This is a genomic window from Gordonia liuliyuniae (genome assembly GCF_021738805.1).
GTDB lineage: Bacteria > Actinomycetota > Actinomycetes > Mycobacteriales > Mycobacteriaceae > Gordonia > Gordonia liuliyuniae.
The window spans coordinates 504,373-523,158 of the sequence record NZ_JAKKOR010000001.1 but is presented as its reverse complement, the minus strand read 5'-3'; the positions used below and the strand labels follow the sequence as shown (position 1 = coordinate 523,158).

Below are 18,786 nucleotides of genomic sequence, written 5' to 3'. Positions count from 1 at the left end.
GTCCCGCTCTCCTCCTTCACGGTCAGTCCGCCAACAGTCCGAGACTGCTGCGCGAGTACGCCTCCCGCCGCCGACCACTCACCAGGAACGACGGTGGAGCGAAGTACGTGACGTCGCGCGCGAGCGATCCTTCCTTCTGACGCTCGGCGAGCCGACTCCGCGCATCGGCCGTCGTCCCGCACACGGTGATCGAGTGAAGCATATCGTCGGTGACCGCATTCGTGAACGCATCCATGTCACCGGCCTTGAATGCCGCTCGAAGCGCCGCCACCGCGTCGGTCCACCCGTGATGCTCGACGTATGCGTCATACGTCTTCACCGTGAGGTAGAACGCCACCATCCGCCGAGCATCCTTGATCGCACGCTCGGGGTCGTCGTCGTCGACCGCGGTGATCAGCCACCCGTGCTCGACCGTCGACTCCTTGCCCGAGGCGGCGAGCCCCTTGGTTTCAGCGGGGCGGACGACTTCGTCCCACCACTGCTTGGTGAACAGACCGTGTCCGATGACCCCGTCGGCAGACTGCACCGCGGCGGTCACCATCAGCTTGTTGAAGCCCGCGAACAGGATCGGAACGTCGAGGCGACCGAGGACCGGCGCTTGCACGCGCGCGTTAATCCGGTAGAACTCGCCGTCGTACGTCACGCGTTCGCCGTTCTCAGCGTCCAGCCAGGCGCGAACGGCACCCGCGAGATCTCTCATCCGAGCGACCGGACGATCGGCCTCGACGCCGAACCAGTCGCGATTGATCGAGTGGGCGCCCGACCCTAGACCGAGGAACAGTCGGCCGGGAGCCTTGGCGTGCAAAGTGCGTATCGCTGACGCGTGCGCATACGGACTTCGCGAGAACGCGTACGCGATACCCGTTCCGACCTGGGCATTCGCGCTGTTCTCGACCATGTCGGCGAGCAGACTGTAGGCGTCGTTGTCGACGAAGTCACCGGTGCAGAATGATTCGACTCCTGCGGCCTCGGCTTCCGCGGCGACTTCGGCTCCGGGCCAGGGCAAACCGAACTTCATGTCATCTCCTTAATCATTTATCTATTTGTACTATATAGTGAGCGCGAGTACACGAGTTGAGGAGTTGAAAATGAGCGATGTGACGAATCCGGACGCCGACGGCTACGGGACACTCACCGATGAGGCCTTCGAACGTTCGCGCAAGCGGATCGGAATTCCAGAGCGGCCCCTCACCCCGCACAATCACGAGGTGACGACCGACGGCACCCGCCACTTCGCCTACGGATACGGCGATGCGAACCCGCTGTGGTCCGACCCGGACTATGCCGCGAAGACTCGGTGGGGCGGGATCATCGCGCCGCCGAACTTCCTGTACACGATGGGAGAGAACGCCGCCGAGCCGGTCTCGCCGGAACAGAAGGCCCTCCTGAAAGGTGATCCGTTCGCCGGCCTGGGGTCCTATCAGGCGGTGATGGAGTTCGAGTGGTTCCGCCCGCTCACCGAGGGTGATCGATGCAAGGTGATCCGCGCACAGGTCGGCGTGCAGGAGAAGCCCTCGAAGTTCGGCGGCCGGACCGCCCACGTGACGAATGCGTTCCTGTTCGCCAACGGCGACGGCGAGGTCCACGCGACCCAACGCGGAACCTGGATCAACGCCGAGCGGCATGCCTCCAAGGCGAACTCGCGCAAGACCGACGCCATCGACTTCACCACGCCGTACACCGACGAGCAGATCGCCGAGATCGACGCGGCGTACGACGTAGAAGAGCGTCGCGGCTCCGAGACCCGGTACTGGGAGGATGTCGCCGTCGGCGACGAGATCCAGACGCGCGTGAAAGGGCCACTGACGGTCACCGACATCGTCGTCTGGCACCTCGGCTGGGGCATGCAGTTGACCCCTCCCGGCGCGTTCGGCATCTCGCGTGCCGTCCGTCGCAAGGTTCCAGGCCTCTACCCGCCGAACGAGCGCAATATCCCCGACACGGTCCAGCGACTGCACTGGGAGCCAGCACGTGCCAAGGAACTCGGGATCCCGATGAACTACGACTACGGCGCGATGCGTGAGACCTGGTTGACCCACGCAGTCACCGATTGGATGGGCGATGACGGCTGGCTGTGGAAGCTCTCGTGCCAGCATCGCAAGTTCAACTACATGGGTGACACCACGTGGATCACCGGCACCGTCGTCGACAAGCGTCAGGCGACCGATGATCAGGGGACGCGCAACGAGGTCCACCTCGAACTGACGTGCACCAACCAGCGCGGCGAGGTGAACACGCCCGGCACCGCTGTCGTGCTGCTGCCGACCCGCGACGCCGCAGTCGAGCTTCCCAAGCCGCCTGCCGACGACCTGGAGTCACTGCTGGCGCACGAGATCGACCGCCACCGCTGAGGCCACTGCACGAACTCGCACGATGGACGTCCGGCAGGTTCGCTCAGCGAGCCTGCCGGACGTTTCGGTCTACTCCGACTTGATTCAGCTTCGGTTCTGATCAGTTCGGTCGGTGGAACGCGGCGAGTTGCGTCGCCGCCGATGCCACGCCGACCCCGCCGGCGACGGCCGCGCACTGAGCGGAGCTGAGCTTCGAGTCGATGCCGAGCGCGTGGTCCACACTCCAGCGGCCGGGCCCGAGCGCGGCCAGCGCGACTGCCGACACCGCGAGGTTGGCGACGTACTCCCACCCCTCCGACGTGATGAAGAAGCCGTTCTTCGCGTGCACCGATCGAGCGGCGACGCCCATCGTTCCGACGACTGCGGCAGCAGCCACCGGCACACCAGCACCCACGACGATCGCGGCCCCTGCACCGGTTTCCACGACCGCACTGGCCACAGCCTGCATTCTCGGTTGACGGAAGCCGATGGAACCGAACCAGCCTGCCGTTCCGTCTAGGCTCCGGGCGTGTTTCACGCCGTGCGCGATCATCGTCCCGCCGACCGCTGCACGCAGCAGCAACCGGATTGGGAGGCCTCCTGAGCGATCATTGTCCGACCTGGCCATGAGTGTCCTTTCGAAGCTTGTCGAGGCAGTGGGGCACTGCGCGTTATCGCAGCGTCCACTTGGGTTTGACGAAGCCGCCGCGGGAGACTTGCGCCGTACCGATCGGGTTTCCGACCACGGTGTAGTTCCACGCCACCGCATACGCCGCGTTGCGCTCCATGTCGAGCGTCTCCCACACCGCTTTGACCGTGCCCTGCACAGCCGCCGGTGGCTTGGCCGCGATCGTTCGTGCGAGGGCGTCGACCCGCGACCACAGCTCCGACGACGGAACCAGTTCGGAAACGAGTCCGATCGTGAACGCACGATCGGCCGACATCCGCTCGTCGAGCCCCACCAGCGCCCATCGCATGGCTTCGCCCAGCGGCACGCGACGCGCGAGCCCGATTGGTTCGAGCGCTGAGGTCATGCCGTACGAGACGTGCGGATCGAAGAACATCGCGTCGTCGGCCGAGACGATGAAGTCGCAGTCATTGAGCCAGTAGAACGCTCCGCCCGCCACCATCCCGTGGACGGCGGCGATGACCGGCTTCCACACCTTGTTCGCCCGCGGCGAGAGGCCCCGGCCCGGATCGTCCTGGCTCCAGACGTTCTCATGGAGATCGAGCCCTTCGGCGACGTCGACGCCGGTACAGAACGCTTTGTCGCCTGCGGCGCGAAGCACGACAACGTGGACTTCGTCGTCCTCGCGGACAGTGCGCCACACCTCGCTGAACTCCGCGACCATCGTCGCGTTGAACGAATTGAGTTTGTCCGGACGATCCAGGGTTATCGTCGCGACGTGATCGGTTACTTCGTACCGGATAGTTTCGAAGGTCATGGAGTAGCCTTCCTTTCGCTCAGGCCGGATCGCGCGGCAGACCGAGTCCGCGCTCGGCGATGATGTTCCTGAGGACCTCGTTGGCGCCTCCGGCGATCGTGTAGGCGCGCGCATACAGAAATGCGTCCTGCCACCATCCGTCGTCGACGGCAGCGGCGTCGCCCTCTGTCGCGATTCCGTTGACCCCTTGCAAAGCCATGCCCGCCTGAGCGAGTTCGAGGTTGGTGTCGCTGAAGAAGATCTTCACCGACGGCGCGTCGGCGACCCCCGCCCGTCCGGCGAGCATCCCCGATTGCACGCGCCGGCTCATCAGATCGATGACCTTGGCGTGCGTCGCGATCCGTCCGACGTCTCGGCGCACGCCGGACTCGACGAACCGAGGCCGCGCCAACGCGAGGAGATGGTCGAGGTGTACCTGGAGCTCAGTGGCCATGGATGCGACACCGGTCCGCTCGTGGGCGAGGCTGGAGTTCGCCACCGTCCAGCCCTGGTCGACCTCCCCGATGACCGCATCGACCGGGATGCGGACACTGTCGAAGAACACCTCGTTGAAGTCCGTAGTTCCGGTGATCTCACGGAGTGGCCGGACGTCGATTCCAGGAAGCGTCATGTCGACGGCGAAGGCCGTGATGCCCTTCCGTTTGGGCGCATCGGGGTCGGTGCGGGCCAGAAGGTAGCCAACGTCCGCGTGCTGACCGTTAGTGGTCCAGACCTTCTGGCCGTCGACCACATAGTGGTCGCCGTCCAGCCGCGCCGACGTCCGCAACGCCGCCAGATCGCTTCCGGCACCGGGCTCACTGAACAACTGGCACCAGATGTCCTCACCACTACGGATACGCGGAAGGTAGTGGTCCTTCTGCGCGTCGGTACCGAAGTCGAGCACCGCCGCCGCCGCGAGAGCGTGCGCACCGATCGGTTGCCACGTCTGCGCACGTGCCAGCTCCTCGGCGACGACGAACGCCTTACGCAGATCCCATCCGGGTGCGCCGCCGTACTGCTCCGGCCATTCGCCGCCGAAGTATCCGGCGGCGTACAGGTCCGCGGTCCACCGTCGGATCGCCGGTACGAAGTCGGCGGCAGGCGCACGAACTCCCGTATGCTGCTTGATCCCGGGACTGCGCTCCGCAATGAAGGTGCGGACCTGCACCCGGAACTCCTCGAGATCGGCACTCGTCTCGGCCAGCATTCGCGGCCTCCTGTCGCTCCATCTGAAATAGTTATATGATCTTACCGTATTGATGGTAGCCACGCGGCGGGACGCGGGCCAGAGCAAAAGGGCGATCGCATGGATTTCGAACTCAGCGACGAACAGACGATGCTGCGCGAGGTGTCGCGGAGCATGCTCGCTGCGCATTGCACCCTCGATCGGGTCCGGGCCGTGTCGTCCGACGCCGACGACATCGACGACGGCCTATGGCGGCGCGGCGTGGAGATGGGGTGGACTGGGCTGCCCGTGCCGGACCGACACGGGGGCTCCGGGATGGGCTTGGTCGAATCGACGCTCGTCGCCGAGGAGATCGGACGAGCGTTGGCTCCGACCCTGTGGAATGACACGGCGATCGCCGCGTGGGCCGCCGCCGCGGGCGGCGCGCCCGACGAGGTGATCGCCGCCCTCGCAGAGGGCGATCAGAAGGCCGCGCTCGTCATCGACACCGGTTTCGTGCACGCAGCCCCCGCGGTCGACTGGCTGCTGGCGGTCGACGACTCGGTCCGATTGATCAGAGCTGGATCGGCGCACACGCTCCGCCGGACGACGCTCGACGAGTCCCGCCGGTTCTACTCCGTCTCCGCACTCGGTGAGACCGCCCACCAACTCGACGTCGAGCCTCAGCGTGTGCGTGACGCCGCCGCCGTGCTGATTGCGGCGGACTCGCTCGGCGTCGGCGAGGTGACCATGCGGATGACCGCCGACTACGTGAAGGTCCGCAAGCAGTTTGATCGTCCGATCGGCTCATTCCAGGTAGTCAAGCACAAGATCGCCGACATGCTGATCGCGTTGGACGGCGTCCGCGCGGCGACCCATTACGCAGCGATGGCCTTCGATGCAGGCCTCCCCGACGCCTCCTCTGCGGCGAGCGTCGCGAAGGCCTTCGCCGCGGAGAAGGTCTCGGCGATCACGAGCGACGCGCTCCAGACCCACGGCGGAATCGGATTCACCTGGGAGCATGATCTACACCTGTACCTGCGGCGCGCGACAACCGATGAGTTCCTCGGCGGCAGTGCGGCGTTCCACCACGACCGCGTCGCGACCCTGATGGCCTGACACTTCGACGACACCAGGGCGGCGACTCCTTCGCGGAGTCGCCGCCCTGTTCTGCCCGGCAGAGGGCCTACCGCGCGGGCATCGCCGGGTCACGAGGCAGACCGAGCACCTGCTCGGCGATCGTGTTGCGTTGGATCTCCGACGTTCCGGCGCCGATCGTCGAGGCTCGCGTGGCCAGAAATCCCGTCAGCCAACGGCCCCGCTGCACGGCGAGGTCACTGTCTCGGGTGACGATGCCGTCCGCACCGAGCATCTCCACCGCGAACTCATGCAGTTCCTGCTCGAACATCGTGATGAACAACCGGGAGACCGATGATGCGGGTCCCGGCTCGCCGCGGACGATGATGTCGTTGATGACGCGGCTCGCGTTGTATTTCATCAAACGCACGCGGATCTCGAAGTCGGCGATCCGGTCACGAATGATCGGATCGACGCCCAGTCCGCGCTCGCGGGCGAGTTCGATGAGTTCGTCGAGGATCCGCCGATAGTTGGTGGCCTGATTCATCGCGCCGGCGGCCCGCTCGTGGCCGAGCGAGGTGCGGACGAGCGGCCACCCCTCATTCTCCTCACCGATCCGATTGCTCACCGGAACTTCGACGTCGTCGAAGAACACCTCAGCAAAGTGCGCGGCACCGGTGATGTCGCGCAGCGGTCGCACAGTGACACCGGCCGAGTCGGCGTCGATGATGAGGTACGTGATCCCCCTCTGCCGCGACTCCTGGGTGCCGGTGCGGACCAGAGTGAAGAATACGTCCGCGTCCGAGGCGTGGGTCGTCCAGACCTTCTGCCCGTTGACGACGTACTTGTCACCGTCCCGACGAGCGGTGGTGCGCAATGCCGGAAGGTCGGACCCAGCACCCGGTTCCGAATAGCCCTGACACCAGACGAGGTCCTGACGGAGCATCGGCCCTAGCCACCGCTCGCGCTGTTCGGGCGTGCCGTACTTGATGATCGTCGGCGCGACGATGCCCAGGCCCGTACCCAGCGGAGACGGCACCCGCGCGCGAGCGGACTCCTCCTGGTAGACGACTTGCTGCGCGAAGGACAACCCCATGCCACCGTACTCGACGGGCCACGCCGGGCCGGTCATCCGCGCGTCGTACATCCTGGCGTGAAACGCACGGACCCAGGCCTTGCGCTCACTCGGATCACGAGGACGAGGGTCGGGGGCATTATCAACGAACCACTCACGGATTCTGGCCCGGAACTCCTCGTCGGTCTCGACGCGCTGATCGTCTGCGGCTCGAGCTGTCTGCTGTTCCCGCAACATCGGGCTTGTCTGCTGGTTCACTGTCATACCTCCATCAAGTCGGCGATTCGAGCTCGATGCTCAGCGGGGGAACCGAGCACTACGGTGGAGACCGTGGCCCGTCGCAAGTGCAGGTGGGCGTCGCATTCCCACGTGTAGCCGATACCACCGTGGAACTGGATGTTCTCCTTGCTCGCCTTCGAGTAGGCAGTCGAGCACCACGCCGCTGCGGCAGAGACTGCCACGGCGCCTTCCGGGTCCCCGTCTGCGAGCAGTGCCGCGGCGAAGAACGCGGCCGACCTCCCCGATTCGATCTGGACCAACAGGTCGGCGCAACGATGCTTGATGGCCTGGAAAGAGCCGATCGGCCGCTCGAACTGCACGCGAATGCCCGCGTACTCCACCGACGCGTCCAGCGCCGCGGACGCCCCACCGATCTGCTCGGCCGCCAGTGCGGCCGCCGCGAGGCCTGCGGATCGTGCGATCGTGTCGAGACCGTCGGCGTCAATGCGCGTCGCAGGCGCCTGAACCAATTCGACGGTAGCCACCGCGCGGGTGCTGTCGAGCGTCCCGACCGCCGCCGCACGGACAGCCGGATCAGAGCCGTCGACAGCGAAGAGCCCGATTCCGTCGTCTGCGCGTGCCGCGATGAGGATCAGGTCGGCGGTCGCCCCGTCGACGACGAATCGCTTGGTTCCCGAGACCACCCACCCTGAGGCTCCGCGCTTCGCCGACGTCGACACCGACGTCGGATCGAAACCGAGGTCGCGATCTGATATCGCCACAGTCGCGGTTAGCGACCCGTCCGCGATGCCCGGCAGCCACCGAGCCTGCGCCGCTTCGTCCGAGCACGTCGTGAGAGTCTGCCCGGCGAGGACCACGGTGGAGAAGAACGGACCGACGTACAGTGCTCGTCCCAACTCTTCCATCACGACGCCCAGTTCCACCGGCCCCATACCGGACCCGCCGTACTGTTCGGGAATCGCGATCCCCTGGAGCCCCAACTGACTCGCCATCTGCCTCCAGACGACCGGGTCTCCCGCGGCGCCCGCCTCCGCCAGTTCTCGGACGCGTTCGGTCGGCGACGTCTCGGCGAGGAATCGGCGTACCACCGCCCGAAGTTGATCATGTTCCTCTGACCATCCGGTGATCATCGTCATCCTCCATCGCAAAGCTCGATCGCGATCGCGTCATCACAACCTGTACAGTGCAATAAGTTACATGATTATTCCGCGCGTGGACACACCTCGTGCCCGCACAGGCGAAAGTCAACGGGTCCGGGCCCCCGCCAAGAACAGGTCGACGATCGGCCCCGCGACATGACGCGATGCTGCACGCACACGCGCGCGCTCCTCCGGAGGCAACGCAAGTACGTGCATCAGCACTGCGCCGAAGAACTGCTCGGCCATGACGTCGGCACTCACGACGGACGATAGATCGCCAGCAACGACATACCGCTCGAACAGGTCCGTTGCCGCTTCCCGATGGGTAGCAACCAGTCGATCGTGAAAGCCCGCCACCGAGGGTGTGTCCGAGGCCGCATCAACGGCGGCTCGGAGCGTCGCCCACCCGTACGGGTCCAGAAAGTGCTCGAGCAGCGCCGCACCCAGCGACGTCAGATCGGCCAGGAGATCACCGGTCACTGAGATGGTCGAGATGATCGCCGATCGAGCCTCAAGCGCATCGAGGAGCAGGCTCGCCTTGTCGGGCCATCGCCGGTACAGCGCAGCCTTCCCCACCCCGGCCTTGCGAGCCACCCCGTCCATCGTGAAGGCCGACCACCCGAATCTCGAATACTCCACCAGCGCCGCATCGATAATCCGACCGCTGACGAGCGGATCCCTCGGTCGGCCACGTGTCGCATCTATTCCCACCCATGCATTCTGACCGACCGCAGTCGGCTTCCGTGCATCTATTGCGGACGAAGTACGTTCCGTATACGGTCTGTGATGTCAGTCATATCGATCACTGATTGTTCTTTTTAGCCGCGGCTCTTCGGGACGAATGCCCGATTGCCTGCGTACCGAGTGACGCCGATCTGGCGGCCCTGATCCCCGAAGGAGACGCGATGAGCGATCGCACCCCACCCGCAGTACACCTCCATATAGGCGGTGAGAGACTCGCCGATGGCTCCGGCGGAGCCTTCGATCACATCGATCCGGCCACCGGCACGGTCAACGCGCGCATACCGCTCGCCGACGCCCGCGACGTCGACAACGCAGTGGCGACCGCGCATGCCGCATACGATTCATGGCGGCGCACGCCTCCGCCGATCCGGCGAGCCTGCCTAACCCGACTCGCCGAGCTCATCGAGGCGAACGCCGACGAGTTCGCGCGTCGCGGCGCGATGGACAACGGGATGCCGGTCGCCATGGCCGGAGCAGGTGTCGCGATATCGGCCGAGTGGACCCGCTACTACGCCGGCTGGGCCGACAAGATTGCCGGCGAGGTGACCGGTCAGCCGCTCTACGACGGTGAACTCGGCTACACACTGCGTCAGCCGTTCGGCGTCATCGGTGTTGTGATCACCTGGAACGGCCCCCTGATCTCGCTGGCGATGAAGGTCCCCGCCGCCATCGCCGCCGGAAACACCGTAGTCGTCAAACCGTCGGAGATGACGCCGTTCGTGCCGGAACTGTTCATGGACCTCGTCGATGAGGCGGGCATACCGCCGGGAGTGATCAACATGCTTCCGGGCACCGCGGAGGCCGGAAACCATCTCGTCACCCACGAGCTGGTGAAGAAGGTGACATTCACCGGCGGCCCGGCCACCGCGACCCGCATTCTCGAGGCGTGTGCGCCATCCATGAAACCGGTCGTTCTGGAACTCGGCGGAAAGTCGGCGAACATCGTCCTCGAGGACGCCGATATCGCCACCGCATGCCAGCACGCGGCATTCCTGTCCGTCGGCATGATGACCGGCCAAGGCTGCGCCTTCCCCACTCGACTGCTCGTGCAGGCGTCCGTCTACGACCAGGTGGTGGACTCCGTCGTCGCCGCTGCGGGATCAATAGTCACCGGAGACCCCTTCAACCCGACGACCATCGCCGGCCCCGTGGTCAACGAGGCAGCGGTCGACCGGATCATGGGAATGATCGACCGCGCGGAGAGCGACGGTGCTCGCCTGGTGTACGGCGGCAACCGGGTTGACCGGGACGGCTACTTCATCGAGCCGACTGTCTTCGCGGACGTCGACCCGGCGTCCGAGCTCGCACAGACGGAGGTGTTCGGTCCGGTACTGGCCATCACGAAATTCGGCACCGACGACGAGGCGATCGAGATCGCCAACTCCACCGAGTACGGACTGTCCGGATACATCCAGACCCGCGACCTCAAACGAGCGATCAGGATCGCGGCCGAACTCGACACCGGTGAGGTTTTGATCAACGGGGCCGCGAATCTCGCTGTTCACCGACCGTTCGGCGGGAAAGGCATCAGCGGAGTAGGCAAAGAGGGAGGCCGCGCAGGGATCGATGAGTTCCTGCAAACCAAGAGCGTGGGAGTGGGGCTCGCCTGATGTTGGATCTCGAAGGCCAGAAGCTGCCCGTCGGCACTCTCGACGGACGAGTCGCGTTCATCACCGGAGCCGCACGCGGACAGGGACGCGCGCACGCGGTACGTCTCGCGCAAGCAGGTGTCGACGTGATCGGCGTGGACATCTGCGAGGACATCGCATCTTTCGACTACTCGTGCGCGTCGATCGACGAGTTGCAGGAGACCAAGCGACTTGTGGAGATCGAAGGTCGCAGAATGCATCTCGGCGTGGCCGACGTCCGCGACTTCCACGCATTGAAGGCGGTGTTCGACGCTGGCCTGGCCGAGTTCGGTCGTGTCGACATCGTCATCGCCAACGCGGGAATGATCCGGTACGCGGACGAAGAGGACCCGCAGCAAGAATGGCAGGACACGCTCGACGTCATTCTGACCGGAGCATTCAACACGGTTCGTGCGGCCATCGGCGCACTCGTAGACGGCGGGCGGGGCGGGTCGATCGTGTTGACCTCGTCCTCGGCAGGCCTCAAGGGGACGGCGGCACCCGACGCGAGCCCACAGGCGTACACGGCGGCAAAACGAGGACTCGTGGGGTACATGCAGGTCCTAGCCACCCAGTACGCCCCCGACATGATCCGGGTGAACACCGTGCACCCGACCGGGGTGCTGTCGGGAATGACCATGAACGACGCCTTGGCTCGCAAGGCGCAAGAGATGGGCAGCAACATCTCCCAGATGCAGAACGCACTTCCGATCTCCATCCTCGACGCCGAGGACATCGCGAATGCCGTGGCGTTCCTCGTCTCCGACGAGGCGAAGTTCATCACCGGCATGCAATGGGCACTCGACGCGGGCTTTTCTGTCCGCTGACCCTTCTGCAGAACACCAGAATCCGGGGTGTCCGATAGATTTCGGGCCCCGGATTCTTCTGTGGCGTGCGTGACTCGGTCAGGAGCTGAGGATCTCAGTTCCAGCCGAGTCCGTGATCTTCTGCAAGACATTGCGGCGTACCAGCTTGCCCGTCGCCGTCCGCGGGATCTCCGGCCAGATCCAGAACCGGTCGGGAGTCTTGCTCGATCGCAGCAGATCCCGAGCGAACACTCTGAGCGCCTCGATGTCGACTGTCTCGCCGCCGCGAGTTACGATCGCGGCTTCGATGCGCTGACCCCATTGTTCGTCGGGAACGCCGACGACTGCCGCGTCCAGAACGTCAGGATGTCGCAGGAGCACCTCTTCGATCTCTGCTGGCGCGATGTTCTCCGCTCCGCGAATGATGGTGTCGTCGACCCGACCGCCGATGAACAGGTATCCGCCCTCATCGAGGTACCCCTGATCGCGGGTGTCGAAGTAGCCGTCGTCGTCGACCGCCCGACCGACCCCTGCGTACTCGGCCGAGACCTGGTCGCCACGAACACAGATCCGTCCGACGACCCCTGCCGCCACCGCATTGTTCTGGTCGTCGCGAATCTCCAGATCGACGGTCGGGAGAACCTGGCCGACCGAGGTCAGACGCGACCGAACGGCCGGGTCGTCCGATGCGATTGCGGCCCGATGGTCGTCGGGCCCGAGCACGGCGACGGTACTGCTGGTCTCGGTGAGCCCGTACGCGTTCACGAACCCGACCTCGGGCCACGCACCGAGAGCCTTCTCGATGAGCGACCCCGGCATCGGTGCGCCGCCGTACGCTAGCGAGCGCAGCGTCGGCACCGATCCGTCGGCGCCGTCGTGGATCGCCTCGACGATCCGGGCGAGCATCGTGGGCACGATCAACGCGTTCGTCACGCCTTCGTCACGCACCGTCGCCAGCCATTGTTCGGGATCGAACTGCTCAAGCACGATCGTGCGACGCCCGCCGTACAGGTTCGAGATCACGTTCGCAACCGCGGCGATGTGGTACGGAGGCACGCTGACCAGTGCCGCATCGCCCACCGAGGCATTCATGTACTCGACGGAGCCGAGGACGTACGATACGAGATTGCTGTGTCGCAGCAGGACGCCTTTGGGCTCGGAGGTGGTCCCGCTCGTGTAGATCACCACGGCGGGGCCGTCGTCCACGACCGGGTCGGGTTCGGGAACGCCCGGTTGTCCGGTGAGTGCCAACCAGTCATCCGTCGTGTGGGCGGGCAGCCCCGCCTGCTCGAGAAGCGCCACGCCCTGCGCGTCGCCTATACCGAACGCATTCGGATGTTTGGCGAGCAGGGAGGCGAGCTGATCGGCACCGAGTCGGTAGTTGAGCGGCACCAAGGGCACGCCCGCGTAGGCGGCGGCGAACATCGCGACCGGATACGCCGGGCCGTTGGGACCGAGGTAGACAACGGCGTCGGCCTGAGCTGCCTGGATCACCGCAGCGCCTGCGAATGCCCGCGCCCGGAGTTCGGACGCAGTGATCCCGGTCGTCCGCCGCCCCACGACGATTCGCTCACCGAAGCCGTCCGCCGCCATGTCGAGAAGCATGGAGAGTCTCACGAGTTGTCCTTTTCAATCGGAGGCCGGGAGGGGTTTCGCCTCCGCGGTGACAAGGAGTGCGCCGTTCGCAGCGAGCGATGCCTGTCCCGGCTTGGTGCACAGGACTTCCAGAGAGCCCGACGAGTCGACATAGCGCTTACCCATGATCGACCCGGTCATGTGTTCGGGATCGGGAGTCGCCTCCGGGACCTTCTCGCCTTTCGCCACCATCGGCACACCGCCGCAGGTGATAGTCACCTCGTCGGCTGGCAGCTTCGTGATGATCACGTTCGTATCGTCTACAGCACTGGCCAATGCCAGGCCAACCCGAAGTTTCATGTCCCGCTCCTCGCCTTCAGCTACAGGTAGATCTGTCGATGTCCACCATAGCCAATAATCAGTTATATAAATAGTCTCTTTATTGATAGGCTTCGAGTTCGTCGCGAAGCGCCGCCTTCGCGACTTTCCCCAGCGGCGTCCGAGGCAGCGAACTCACGACGCGAAGCACCGTCGGCACCTTCTGTCGCGCCACCCCCTCCGCTGCGAAATGCTCCTGCAGTTCCGGCACACCGAGATCGCCGCCACCGCGCACGACTACGAAGGCCGCGACGGTCTCGCCGTACCGTCGGTCAGGTGCGGCCACGACCGCGGCCTCGGAGATTCGCGGATGCGCAGCGAGCACGTCTTCGACCTCTCGGGACGAGATGTTCTCGCCCCCGCGGACGATGAGGTCCTTCTTGCGGTCGGTGATCGTCAGGTATCCGTCGGTGTCGAGGTTCCCGATGTCCCCCGTGACGAACCACCCGTCGTCGAACGCCGCGGCGTTCAAAGCCGCATCGCGATATCCCCGGAACAGCTCAGCACCCGCAGTCAGCACGTTGCCATCGACACCGTCCGGGACGACCTGACCGACGTCGTCGACGATGCGGACTCGATTTCCAGGTTGTACACGCCCGTCGGTCGCACCGCGTTTGGCGAGTGGGTCCGACGCCGACCCACCGGACACGGTCGGGTGTTCGCTCAATCCGTACGCGCGATACGCGATGATGCCTGCGGCGTCCGCTCGAGCGACCAGTGCCTCGGGCACTGTCGCGCCGCCCACCATGTACTCGCGAAGGGTCGCGAGGCGAACGTCACCGCGATCGCGCGCGTCGAGGAAGTCCGCGAGGTGCACCGGCGCTCCGCCGGTCGCGGTCACCGAATACTCGTCAACGAGTCGTGCGGCACGCTCCGGGTCCCACGCATCCATCAGGACGGTCGGCGTGCCGAGGACCAGGATTCGCAGCAAACCGTTGACCGCCGCCATGTGCCCCGACGGGAAGACCCCGAGGTGGCAGCTGTCCGGACCCGCCGACTCCGACACGATCGGCGACCGCGTGTCGGCCAGCATCGACCGATGCGAATGCAGGACGCCCTTCGGTGTGCCGGTGGTCCCCGATGTATAGACAATCAATGCCACGTCGTCCGGATCGCGATCAGGATCGACAAAGGCGGAGGGGTCGCCGTGCGCATCTGCCCAGCCAAGGGTTCCGTCGGGATCGTCGCCGACGACGACGATGGCGCGCACGTCGGGGAGCTCGCCGATGTCGGCCTCGGTGACAGGACGCGCCCTGCCTCGGAACGAGGCCGCGAGAACGACGACCGCAGCGCCCGAGTCGTTCAGAATGAACGAGAGTTCTCGCGGCCCGTAGGTGGGCACGATCGGCAGCACGGCGGCGCCGACGAGCATCGTCGCCGCCTGAATCACCACTCCCTCGTGCCAGTTGGGCAGTTGAAGGGCCACGACGTCGCCGGGGCCGACCCCGATCGACTGCAGCCAGGCGGCGACCTCGCGGGCTTCGTGCCCGATCTCGGCGAGCGTCACATCGGCCGGTCGCTCATCGCTGACGACGGTCAGCTGGATGTCGGCGTGCACGGCCAGTCCGGATCGGACTGCTTCACCGAGGGTGCGCTCGTCGACCGGTGCAGACGCGGTCATACCGGCGCGGTCCGGCCCAGATCTGCCGATACCAACTCCAGCAGATCGACTCGACTGACTTTCGATGAGGGAGTCCGCGGCAGTGCGGACAGCACCGATATGTGAACGGGAACCTCGTACGGCAGCAGTTGCTGACGGCAGAGTGCGACCAACTCGTCGACGAGCGCCGACCTGTCGTCGGCGGACTCACCCGACACCAACTCGACGGCGGCCACTGGAACCTGCCCCAAACGCTCGTCCGGGAGCGGAGCTACGGCCGCCTCCTCCACTGCGGGGTGCGATTCGAGGACCTTGCGCACCGCGTCCGGGTGCACCTTGAACCCGCCGCGCACGATGGCGTCGTCGGCTCGGCCCTGAATCCACAGGAAACCATCCTCATCGATGGTGGCGAGATCGCTGGTACGCAGCCACGCGTCGGCTCCGACCGGCGACTGCGCGGTGCGGATCTCCAGCAGCCCCTGCTTCTCACGTCCGATGTCGACGCCCTCGTCGTCGGTGATACGCAGCGTCACTCCCGGTATCGGCTTGCCTGCGCTTCCGGCCTTGGTCGCCCACCACCGCTCGTGCAGCGGCTTCGTCCAGTAGGCGACGGCGCCTGCGAACTCCGTGGCTCCGTAGGTCGGCAGCACGCGAATCCCGTAGGTGTCAAGAAATGAGTCGATCAGCTCCGGAGGGCACGCTGTCGTCCCGGTCGTCACGACATCAATGCCTTCGAGGCTCTGAGCAGGAACACCTTCGGTGAGAATCGTCCGAAGCGCGGCAGGCACCAGACCCGTGGCCCGCGGTCGGTGCCGTTCGATCGCCCGTAGCCACGGATCCAGCACGAACTTTCCCATCAGGCAGATTCGGCGGCCCGCGTAGATCGGTCCGAGCGCGCCCCAGAATCCACCGATGTGGACCAGCGGGGTAACCACCAGCGTCACACCGCGACGGAACAGGCGGTCCTCGGGAGGCGCGGGCACACTGGTGGAGATGGCCGTGTCGAACTGCTTCTCGCTCAACAGCACCCGCTTCGGCGGCCCAGTCGTGCCCGATGTCAACATCTCGACGATCACTCCAGGCGAGCTGTTCGTGGGCCGCTGGGCACCGGAGCCGGCCTCGATCTCCCGGATGCCCGCCTCGGTGAGCTCGAGGACGGGGGCATCTCCTGCAGCGTCCAGGACTCCGGCTCCGGCCAGGGCCGCCGGAGAACCTACGAGCACCGGGAGATCGGCGCGGCGGATGTCCTCGGACAGTCGCCTCGGCGGTTGCAAGGCGCTCAGCGTCACGATGCACCGGTCACGAGCGATGAGCGAGAGCAGTACTCCCACGTGCTCGGGACGATTCTCCAAGACGATCCCGACCCGTGTTCCTGCGCCCAGCCCGTGGCCCGTCAGCCATTCGTCGAGCGCCGCGTCGATACGCTGCAGGTCGCCCCACGTACGCCAACGCTCGTCGAACTCGATCGCCTCAGCATCGGCGGGTGCCTCGGACAGCAGCTCGTTGAACCTCGATCTGCTGGTCATATCAGCGGCCCTTCCATTCCGGGGCGCGCTTCTCGGCGAACGCGCTTGCGCCCTCGCGCGCGTCCTCGGACGTGAAGACCGGCTCCATGAGTGCGGCTTGCCTGCCCCAGCCCTCGTCGAACGACCAGTCGGCGCTGGCCCGGGCGATCTGCTTGGTCACCGCGACTGCGAGCGGCCCGTTCGCGGCGATCGCCGCGGCGAGTTCGATGGCTCCGTCGACCGCGCCTCCCTCACTCGTCAGCCGGTTCACCAAACCGAGTGCCGCCGCGCGCTCAGCCGTGATCGGGTCGCCGGTCAGCAACATCTCGAGTGCGATCGCCTGCGGAATCCGCTGCGGGAGAAGCATCGCCGCTCCGGCACCCGCCACCAGCGCCCGCTTCACCTCGGGTACCCCGAATTTCGCGGTTTCGGCAGCCACGACCATGTCGCAGGCGAGCAGAAGCTCGAACCCTCCGGCGACCGCCCATCCCTCGACCGCACCGATCAACGGTTTACGCGGTGGCGCCTGGGTGATCCCGCCGAGCCCGCGGTTCTCCACCGTCGGCGTCTCGCCGCGCAGGAACGCCTTGAGGTCCATACCCGCACAGAATGTGCCACCTGCACCGGTCAGCACTCCGACGTGGAGGTCGTCGCTGGCTTCGAGTTCGTCGACGGCCGCCGCTATCCCGTTCGCAACGGCGGCGTTGATCGCATTCTTCGCTTCAGGCCGGTTGATGGTGATGACCTGGACTCCGCCGCGTCGTTCCACCAGTACATCGTTGGACATTCAGACTCCTCGACATCTCATGATTTCACCGCCGGCGCGATCGGCTCTCCCTGCCGGCTTCAGATCTCTTCTGGACAGACGCTAGCACATAATCAGTTTAATGATTAAGCTGTCTGACAACAGAGATGAGAGGAAGCAAAATGCCTACACCCCGTTCGGTGTACACACCCGAACATGAAGAGTTCCGAGGCGTCGTCCGCGACTTCCTCACCAGAGAAGTAGCTCCGTACCACGATCAATGGGAGATCGACGGTCAGGTGGACAAGAGTGTCTACCGGGCGGCCGCCGCGGCCGGAGTGATGGGATTCTCCGTTCCCGAGCAGTACGGCGGCCTCGGCGTAGACGACTTCCGATACAACGCGATCGTCGCCGAAGAACTGGCCGCCTCGCACCTCAGCGGCCCCGCTTTGACACTGCACAACGACATCATCGCGCCGTACCTTCTCCGCCTGACCACCGAAGACCAGCGCGAACGCTGGTTGACGGGACTCGCTTCAGGTGAGTTGACCTTCGCGATCGGGATGAGTGAGCCGACGGCGGGTTCAGACCTCGCGGGCATTCGTACATCGGCGGTCCGCGAAGACGACGAATGGGTCATCAACGGTCAGAAGACCTTCATCTCGAACGGCATCCTGTCCGACGTCGTGATCGTCGTCTGTCGCACGGACCCCGAGGCAGGCCACAAGGGATTCAGCCTCATCGCGGTAGAGGCGGGCACTCCCGGATTCGAGCGCGGTCGCAAGCTCGACAAGATGGGGCACAAGGCACAGGACACCGCCGAACTGTTCTTCGCCGATTGCCGAGTCCCGGCGTCGAACCTGCTCGGCACCGAGGGCCGCGGTTTCTACCACCTCATGGAGAATCTCCCGTCCGAGCGGCTGTCAATCGCTATCAGCGCAGTGGCCGGCGCCCGGAACATCTTCGACCAGACCGTGCAGTATGCCCACGACCGGCAAGCGTTCGGCCAAGCGATCGGATCGTTCCAAGCGAACCGCTTCACGATCGCGGAGATGGCGACCGAACTCGACATCGCGCAGATCTACGTCGACAACTGCATCGCGCAGGTGGTGGAGGGAACCTTGAGCGCAGTCGACGCGGCGAAGGCCAAGTGGTGGTGCACCGAACTGCACAAGCGCGTCGTCGACCAGTGCCTCCAGCTGCACGGCGGCTACGGTTTCATGCTCGAGTATCCCGTCGCCAAGGCATACCGCGACGTCCGGATCAGCACCATCCTCGGCGGGACCACCGAGATCATGAAGGACATCGTGGGCCGCGACCTCGGCTTCTGACACCCCGTACCGACAACTATCGAA

17 protein-coding genes are annotated in these 18,786 nt (G+C 65.5%); 5 read left to right on the top strand and 12 right to left on the bottom strand.

Going from position 1 to position 18,786, the window contains the following annotated elements; translation table 11 throughout:
• Positions 1 to 22: 22 nt before the first annotated feature.
• Positions 23 to 1,018 (bottom strand): LLM class flavin-dependent oxidoreductase, encoded by a 996-nt coding sequence (locus L5G33_RS02410; protein WP_236996535.1) that lies wholly within the window; start codon positions 1,016 to 1,018, stop codon positions 23 to 25.
• 70 nt (positions 1,019 to 1,088) lie between these two features.
• Here L5G33_RS02410 and L5G33_RS02405 point away from each other — a divergent pair, with 70 nt between their 5' ends.
• Positions 1,089 to 2,351 carry an FAS1-like dehydratase domain-containing protein gene (locus L5G33_RS02405; RefSeq protein ID WP_236996534.1) on the top strand — a complete coding sequence of 421 codons (1,263 nt, stop codon included), beginning with the start codon at positions 1,089 to 1,091 and terminating at the stop codon, positions 2,349 to 2,351.
• Positions 2,352 to 2,451: 100 nt separating this feature from the next.
• On the opposite strand, the gene L5G33_RS02400 is transcribed toward L5G33_RS02405, so the two are convergent.
• From L5G33_RS02400 to L5G33_RS02390, 3 genes are read right to left on the bottom strand one after another with little or no spacing between them, the layout of a single operon-like run.
• The gene (locus L5G33_RS02400) at positions 2,452 to 2,958 is read right to left on the bottom strand and encodes a DoxX family protein (protein WP_236996533.1); all 507 of its coding nucleotides are present in this window, start codon (positions 2,956 to 2,958) and stop codon (positions 2,452 to 2,454) included.
• A 43-nt stretch (positions 2,959 to 3,001) separates the two neighbouring features.
• A complete protein-coding gene (locus tag L5G33_RS02395; protein ID WP_236996532.1) occupies positions 3,002 to 3,775 on the bottom strand; it encodes an enoyl-CoA hydratase/isomerase family protein in 774 nt (257 codons plus the stop codon).
• Positions 3,776 to 3,794: 19 nt separating this feature from the next.
• Positions 3,795 to 4,961 (bottom strand): acyl-CoA dehydrogenase family protein, encoded by a 1,167-nt coding sequence (locus L5G33_RS02390; RefSeq protein ID WP_236996531.1) that lies wholly within the window; start codon positions 4,959 to 4,961, stop codon positions 3,795 to 3,797.
• 99 nt (positions 4,962 to 5,060) lie between these two features.
• Between L5G33_RS02390 and L5G33_RS02385 the strand changes: the two genes are divergently transcribed.
• Positions 5,061 to 6,038 (top strand): acyl-CoA dehydrogenase family protein, encoded by a 978-nt coding sequence (locus L5G33_RS02385; RefSeq protein ID WP_236996530.1) that lies wholly within the window; start codon positions 5,061 to 5,063, stop codon positions 6,036 to 6,038.
• Between the two features lie 67 nt (positions 6,039 to 6,105).
• On the opposite strand, the gene L5G33_RS02380 is transcribed toward L5G33_RS02385, so the two are convergent.
• The 3 genes from L5G33_RS02380 to L5G33_RS19350 all read right to left on the bottom strand — a co-directional run bounded on the left by L5G33_RS02380 (position 6,106) and on the right by L5G33_RS19350 (position 9,161).
• Entirely contained in the window at positions 6,106 to 7,329 is a 1,224-nt protein-coding gene (locus tag L5G33_RS02380; RefSeq protein ID WP_236996529.1) for an acyl-CoA dehydrogenase family protein, read from the bottom strand.
• A 2-nt stretch (positions 7,330 to 7,331) separates the two neighbouring features.
• A complete protein-coding gene (locus tag L5G33_RS02375) occupies positions 7,332 to 8,441 on the bottom strand; it encodes an acyl-CoA dehydrogenase family protein (protein WP_265742365.1) in 1,110 nt (369 codons plus the stop codon).
• A 114-nt stretch (positions 8,442 to 8,555) separates the two neighbouring features.
• Positions 8,556 to 9,161, bottom strand: a complete 606-nt coding sequence (locus L5G33_RS19350; protein WP_308191529.1) for a TetR/AcrR family transcriptional regulator — start codon at positions 9,159 to 9,161, stop codon at positions 8,556 to 8,558.
• Positions 9,162 to 9,355: 194 nt separating this feature from the next.
• Here L5G33_RS19350 and L5G33_RS02365 point away from each other — a divergent pair, with 194 nt between their 5' ends.
• Together L5G33_RS02365 and L5G33_RS02360 are read left to right on the top strand one after the other, a co-directional pair.
• Entirely contained in the window at positions 9,356 to 10,804 is a 1,449-nt protein-coding gene (locus tag L5G33_RS02365; protein WP_236996526.1) for an aldehyde dehydrogenase family protein, read from the top strand.
• Entirely contained in the window at positions 10,804 to 11,649 is an 846-nt protein-coding gene (locus tag L5G33_RS02360) for a mycofactocin-coupled SDR family oxidoreductase (protein ID WP_236996525.1), read from the top strand. The genes L5G33_RS02365 and L5G33_RS02360 overlap by 1 nt, the downstream gene beginning before the upstream one ends.
• A gap of 78 nt (positions 11,650 to 11,727) precedes the next feature.
• On the opposite strand, the gene L5G33_RS02355 is transcribed toward L5G33_RS02360, so the two are convergent.
• The 5 genes from L5G33_RS02355 to L5G33_RS02335 form a co-directional block, all read right to left on the bottom strand.
• Positions 11,728 to 13,245, bottom strand: coding sequence for a class I adenylate-forming enzyme family protein (locus L5G33_RS02355; RefSeq protein ID WP_236996524.1), 1,518 nt, complete (start codon positions 13,243 to 13,245; stop codon positions 11,728 to 11,730).
• Between the two features lie 12 nt (positions 13,246 to 13,257).
• Positions 13,258 to 13,563: a hypothetical protein gene (locus tag L5G33_RS02350; protein WP_236996523.1), complete on the bottom strand. Its 306-nt coding sequence runs from the start codon at positions 13,561 to 13,563 to the stop codon at positions 13,258 to 13,260.
• Positions 13,564 to 13,642: 79 nt separating this feature from the next.
• Positions 13,643 to 15,202, bottom strand: a complete 1,560-nt coding sequence (locus L5G33_RS02345) for an AMP-binding protein (protein WP_236996521.1) — start codon at positions 15,200 to 15,202, stop codon at positions 13,643 to 13,645.
• Complete coding sequence (locus L5G33_RS02340) at positions 15,199 to 16,707, bottom strand: class I adenylate-forming enzyme family protein (protein WP_236996520.1); 1,509 nt, start codon at positions 16,705 to 16,707, stop codon at positions 15,199 to 15,201. The genes L5G33_RS02345 and L5G33_RS02340 overlap by 4 nt, the downstream gene beginning before the upstream one ends.
• 1 nt (position 16,708) lies before the next feature.
• Positions 16,709 to 17,473: a crotonase/enoyl-CoA hydratase family protein gene (locus tag L5G33_RS02335; RefSeq protein WP_236996519.1), complete on the bottom strand. Its 765-nt coding sequence runs from the start codon at positions 17,471 to 17,473 to the stop codon at positions 16,709 to 16,711.
• Positions 17,474 to 17,613: 140 nt separating this feature from the next.
• Here L5G33_RS02335 and L5G33_RS02330 point away from each other — a divergent pair, with 140 nt between their 5' ends.
• Positions 17,614 to 18,762 carry an acyl-CoA dehydrogenase family protein gene (locus L5G33_RS02330; RefSeq protein ID WP_236996518.1) on the top strand — a complete coding sequence of 383 codons (1,149 nt, stop codon included), beginning with the start codon at positions 17,614 to 17,616 and terminating at the stop codon, positions 18,760 to 18,762.
• Positions 18,763 to 18,786 lie beyond the last annotated feature (24 nt).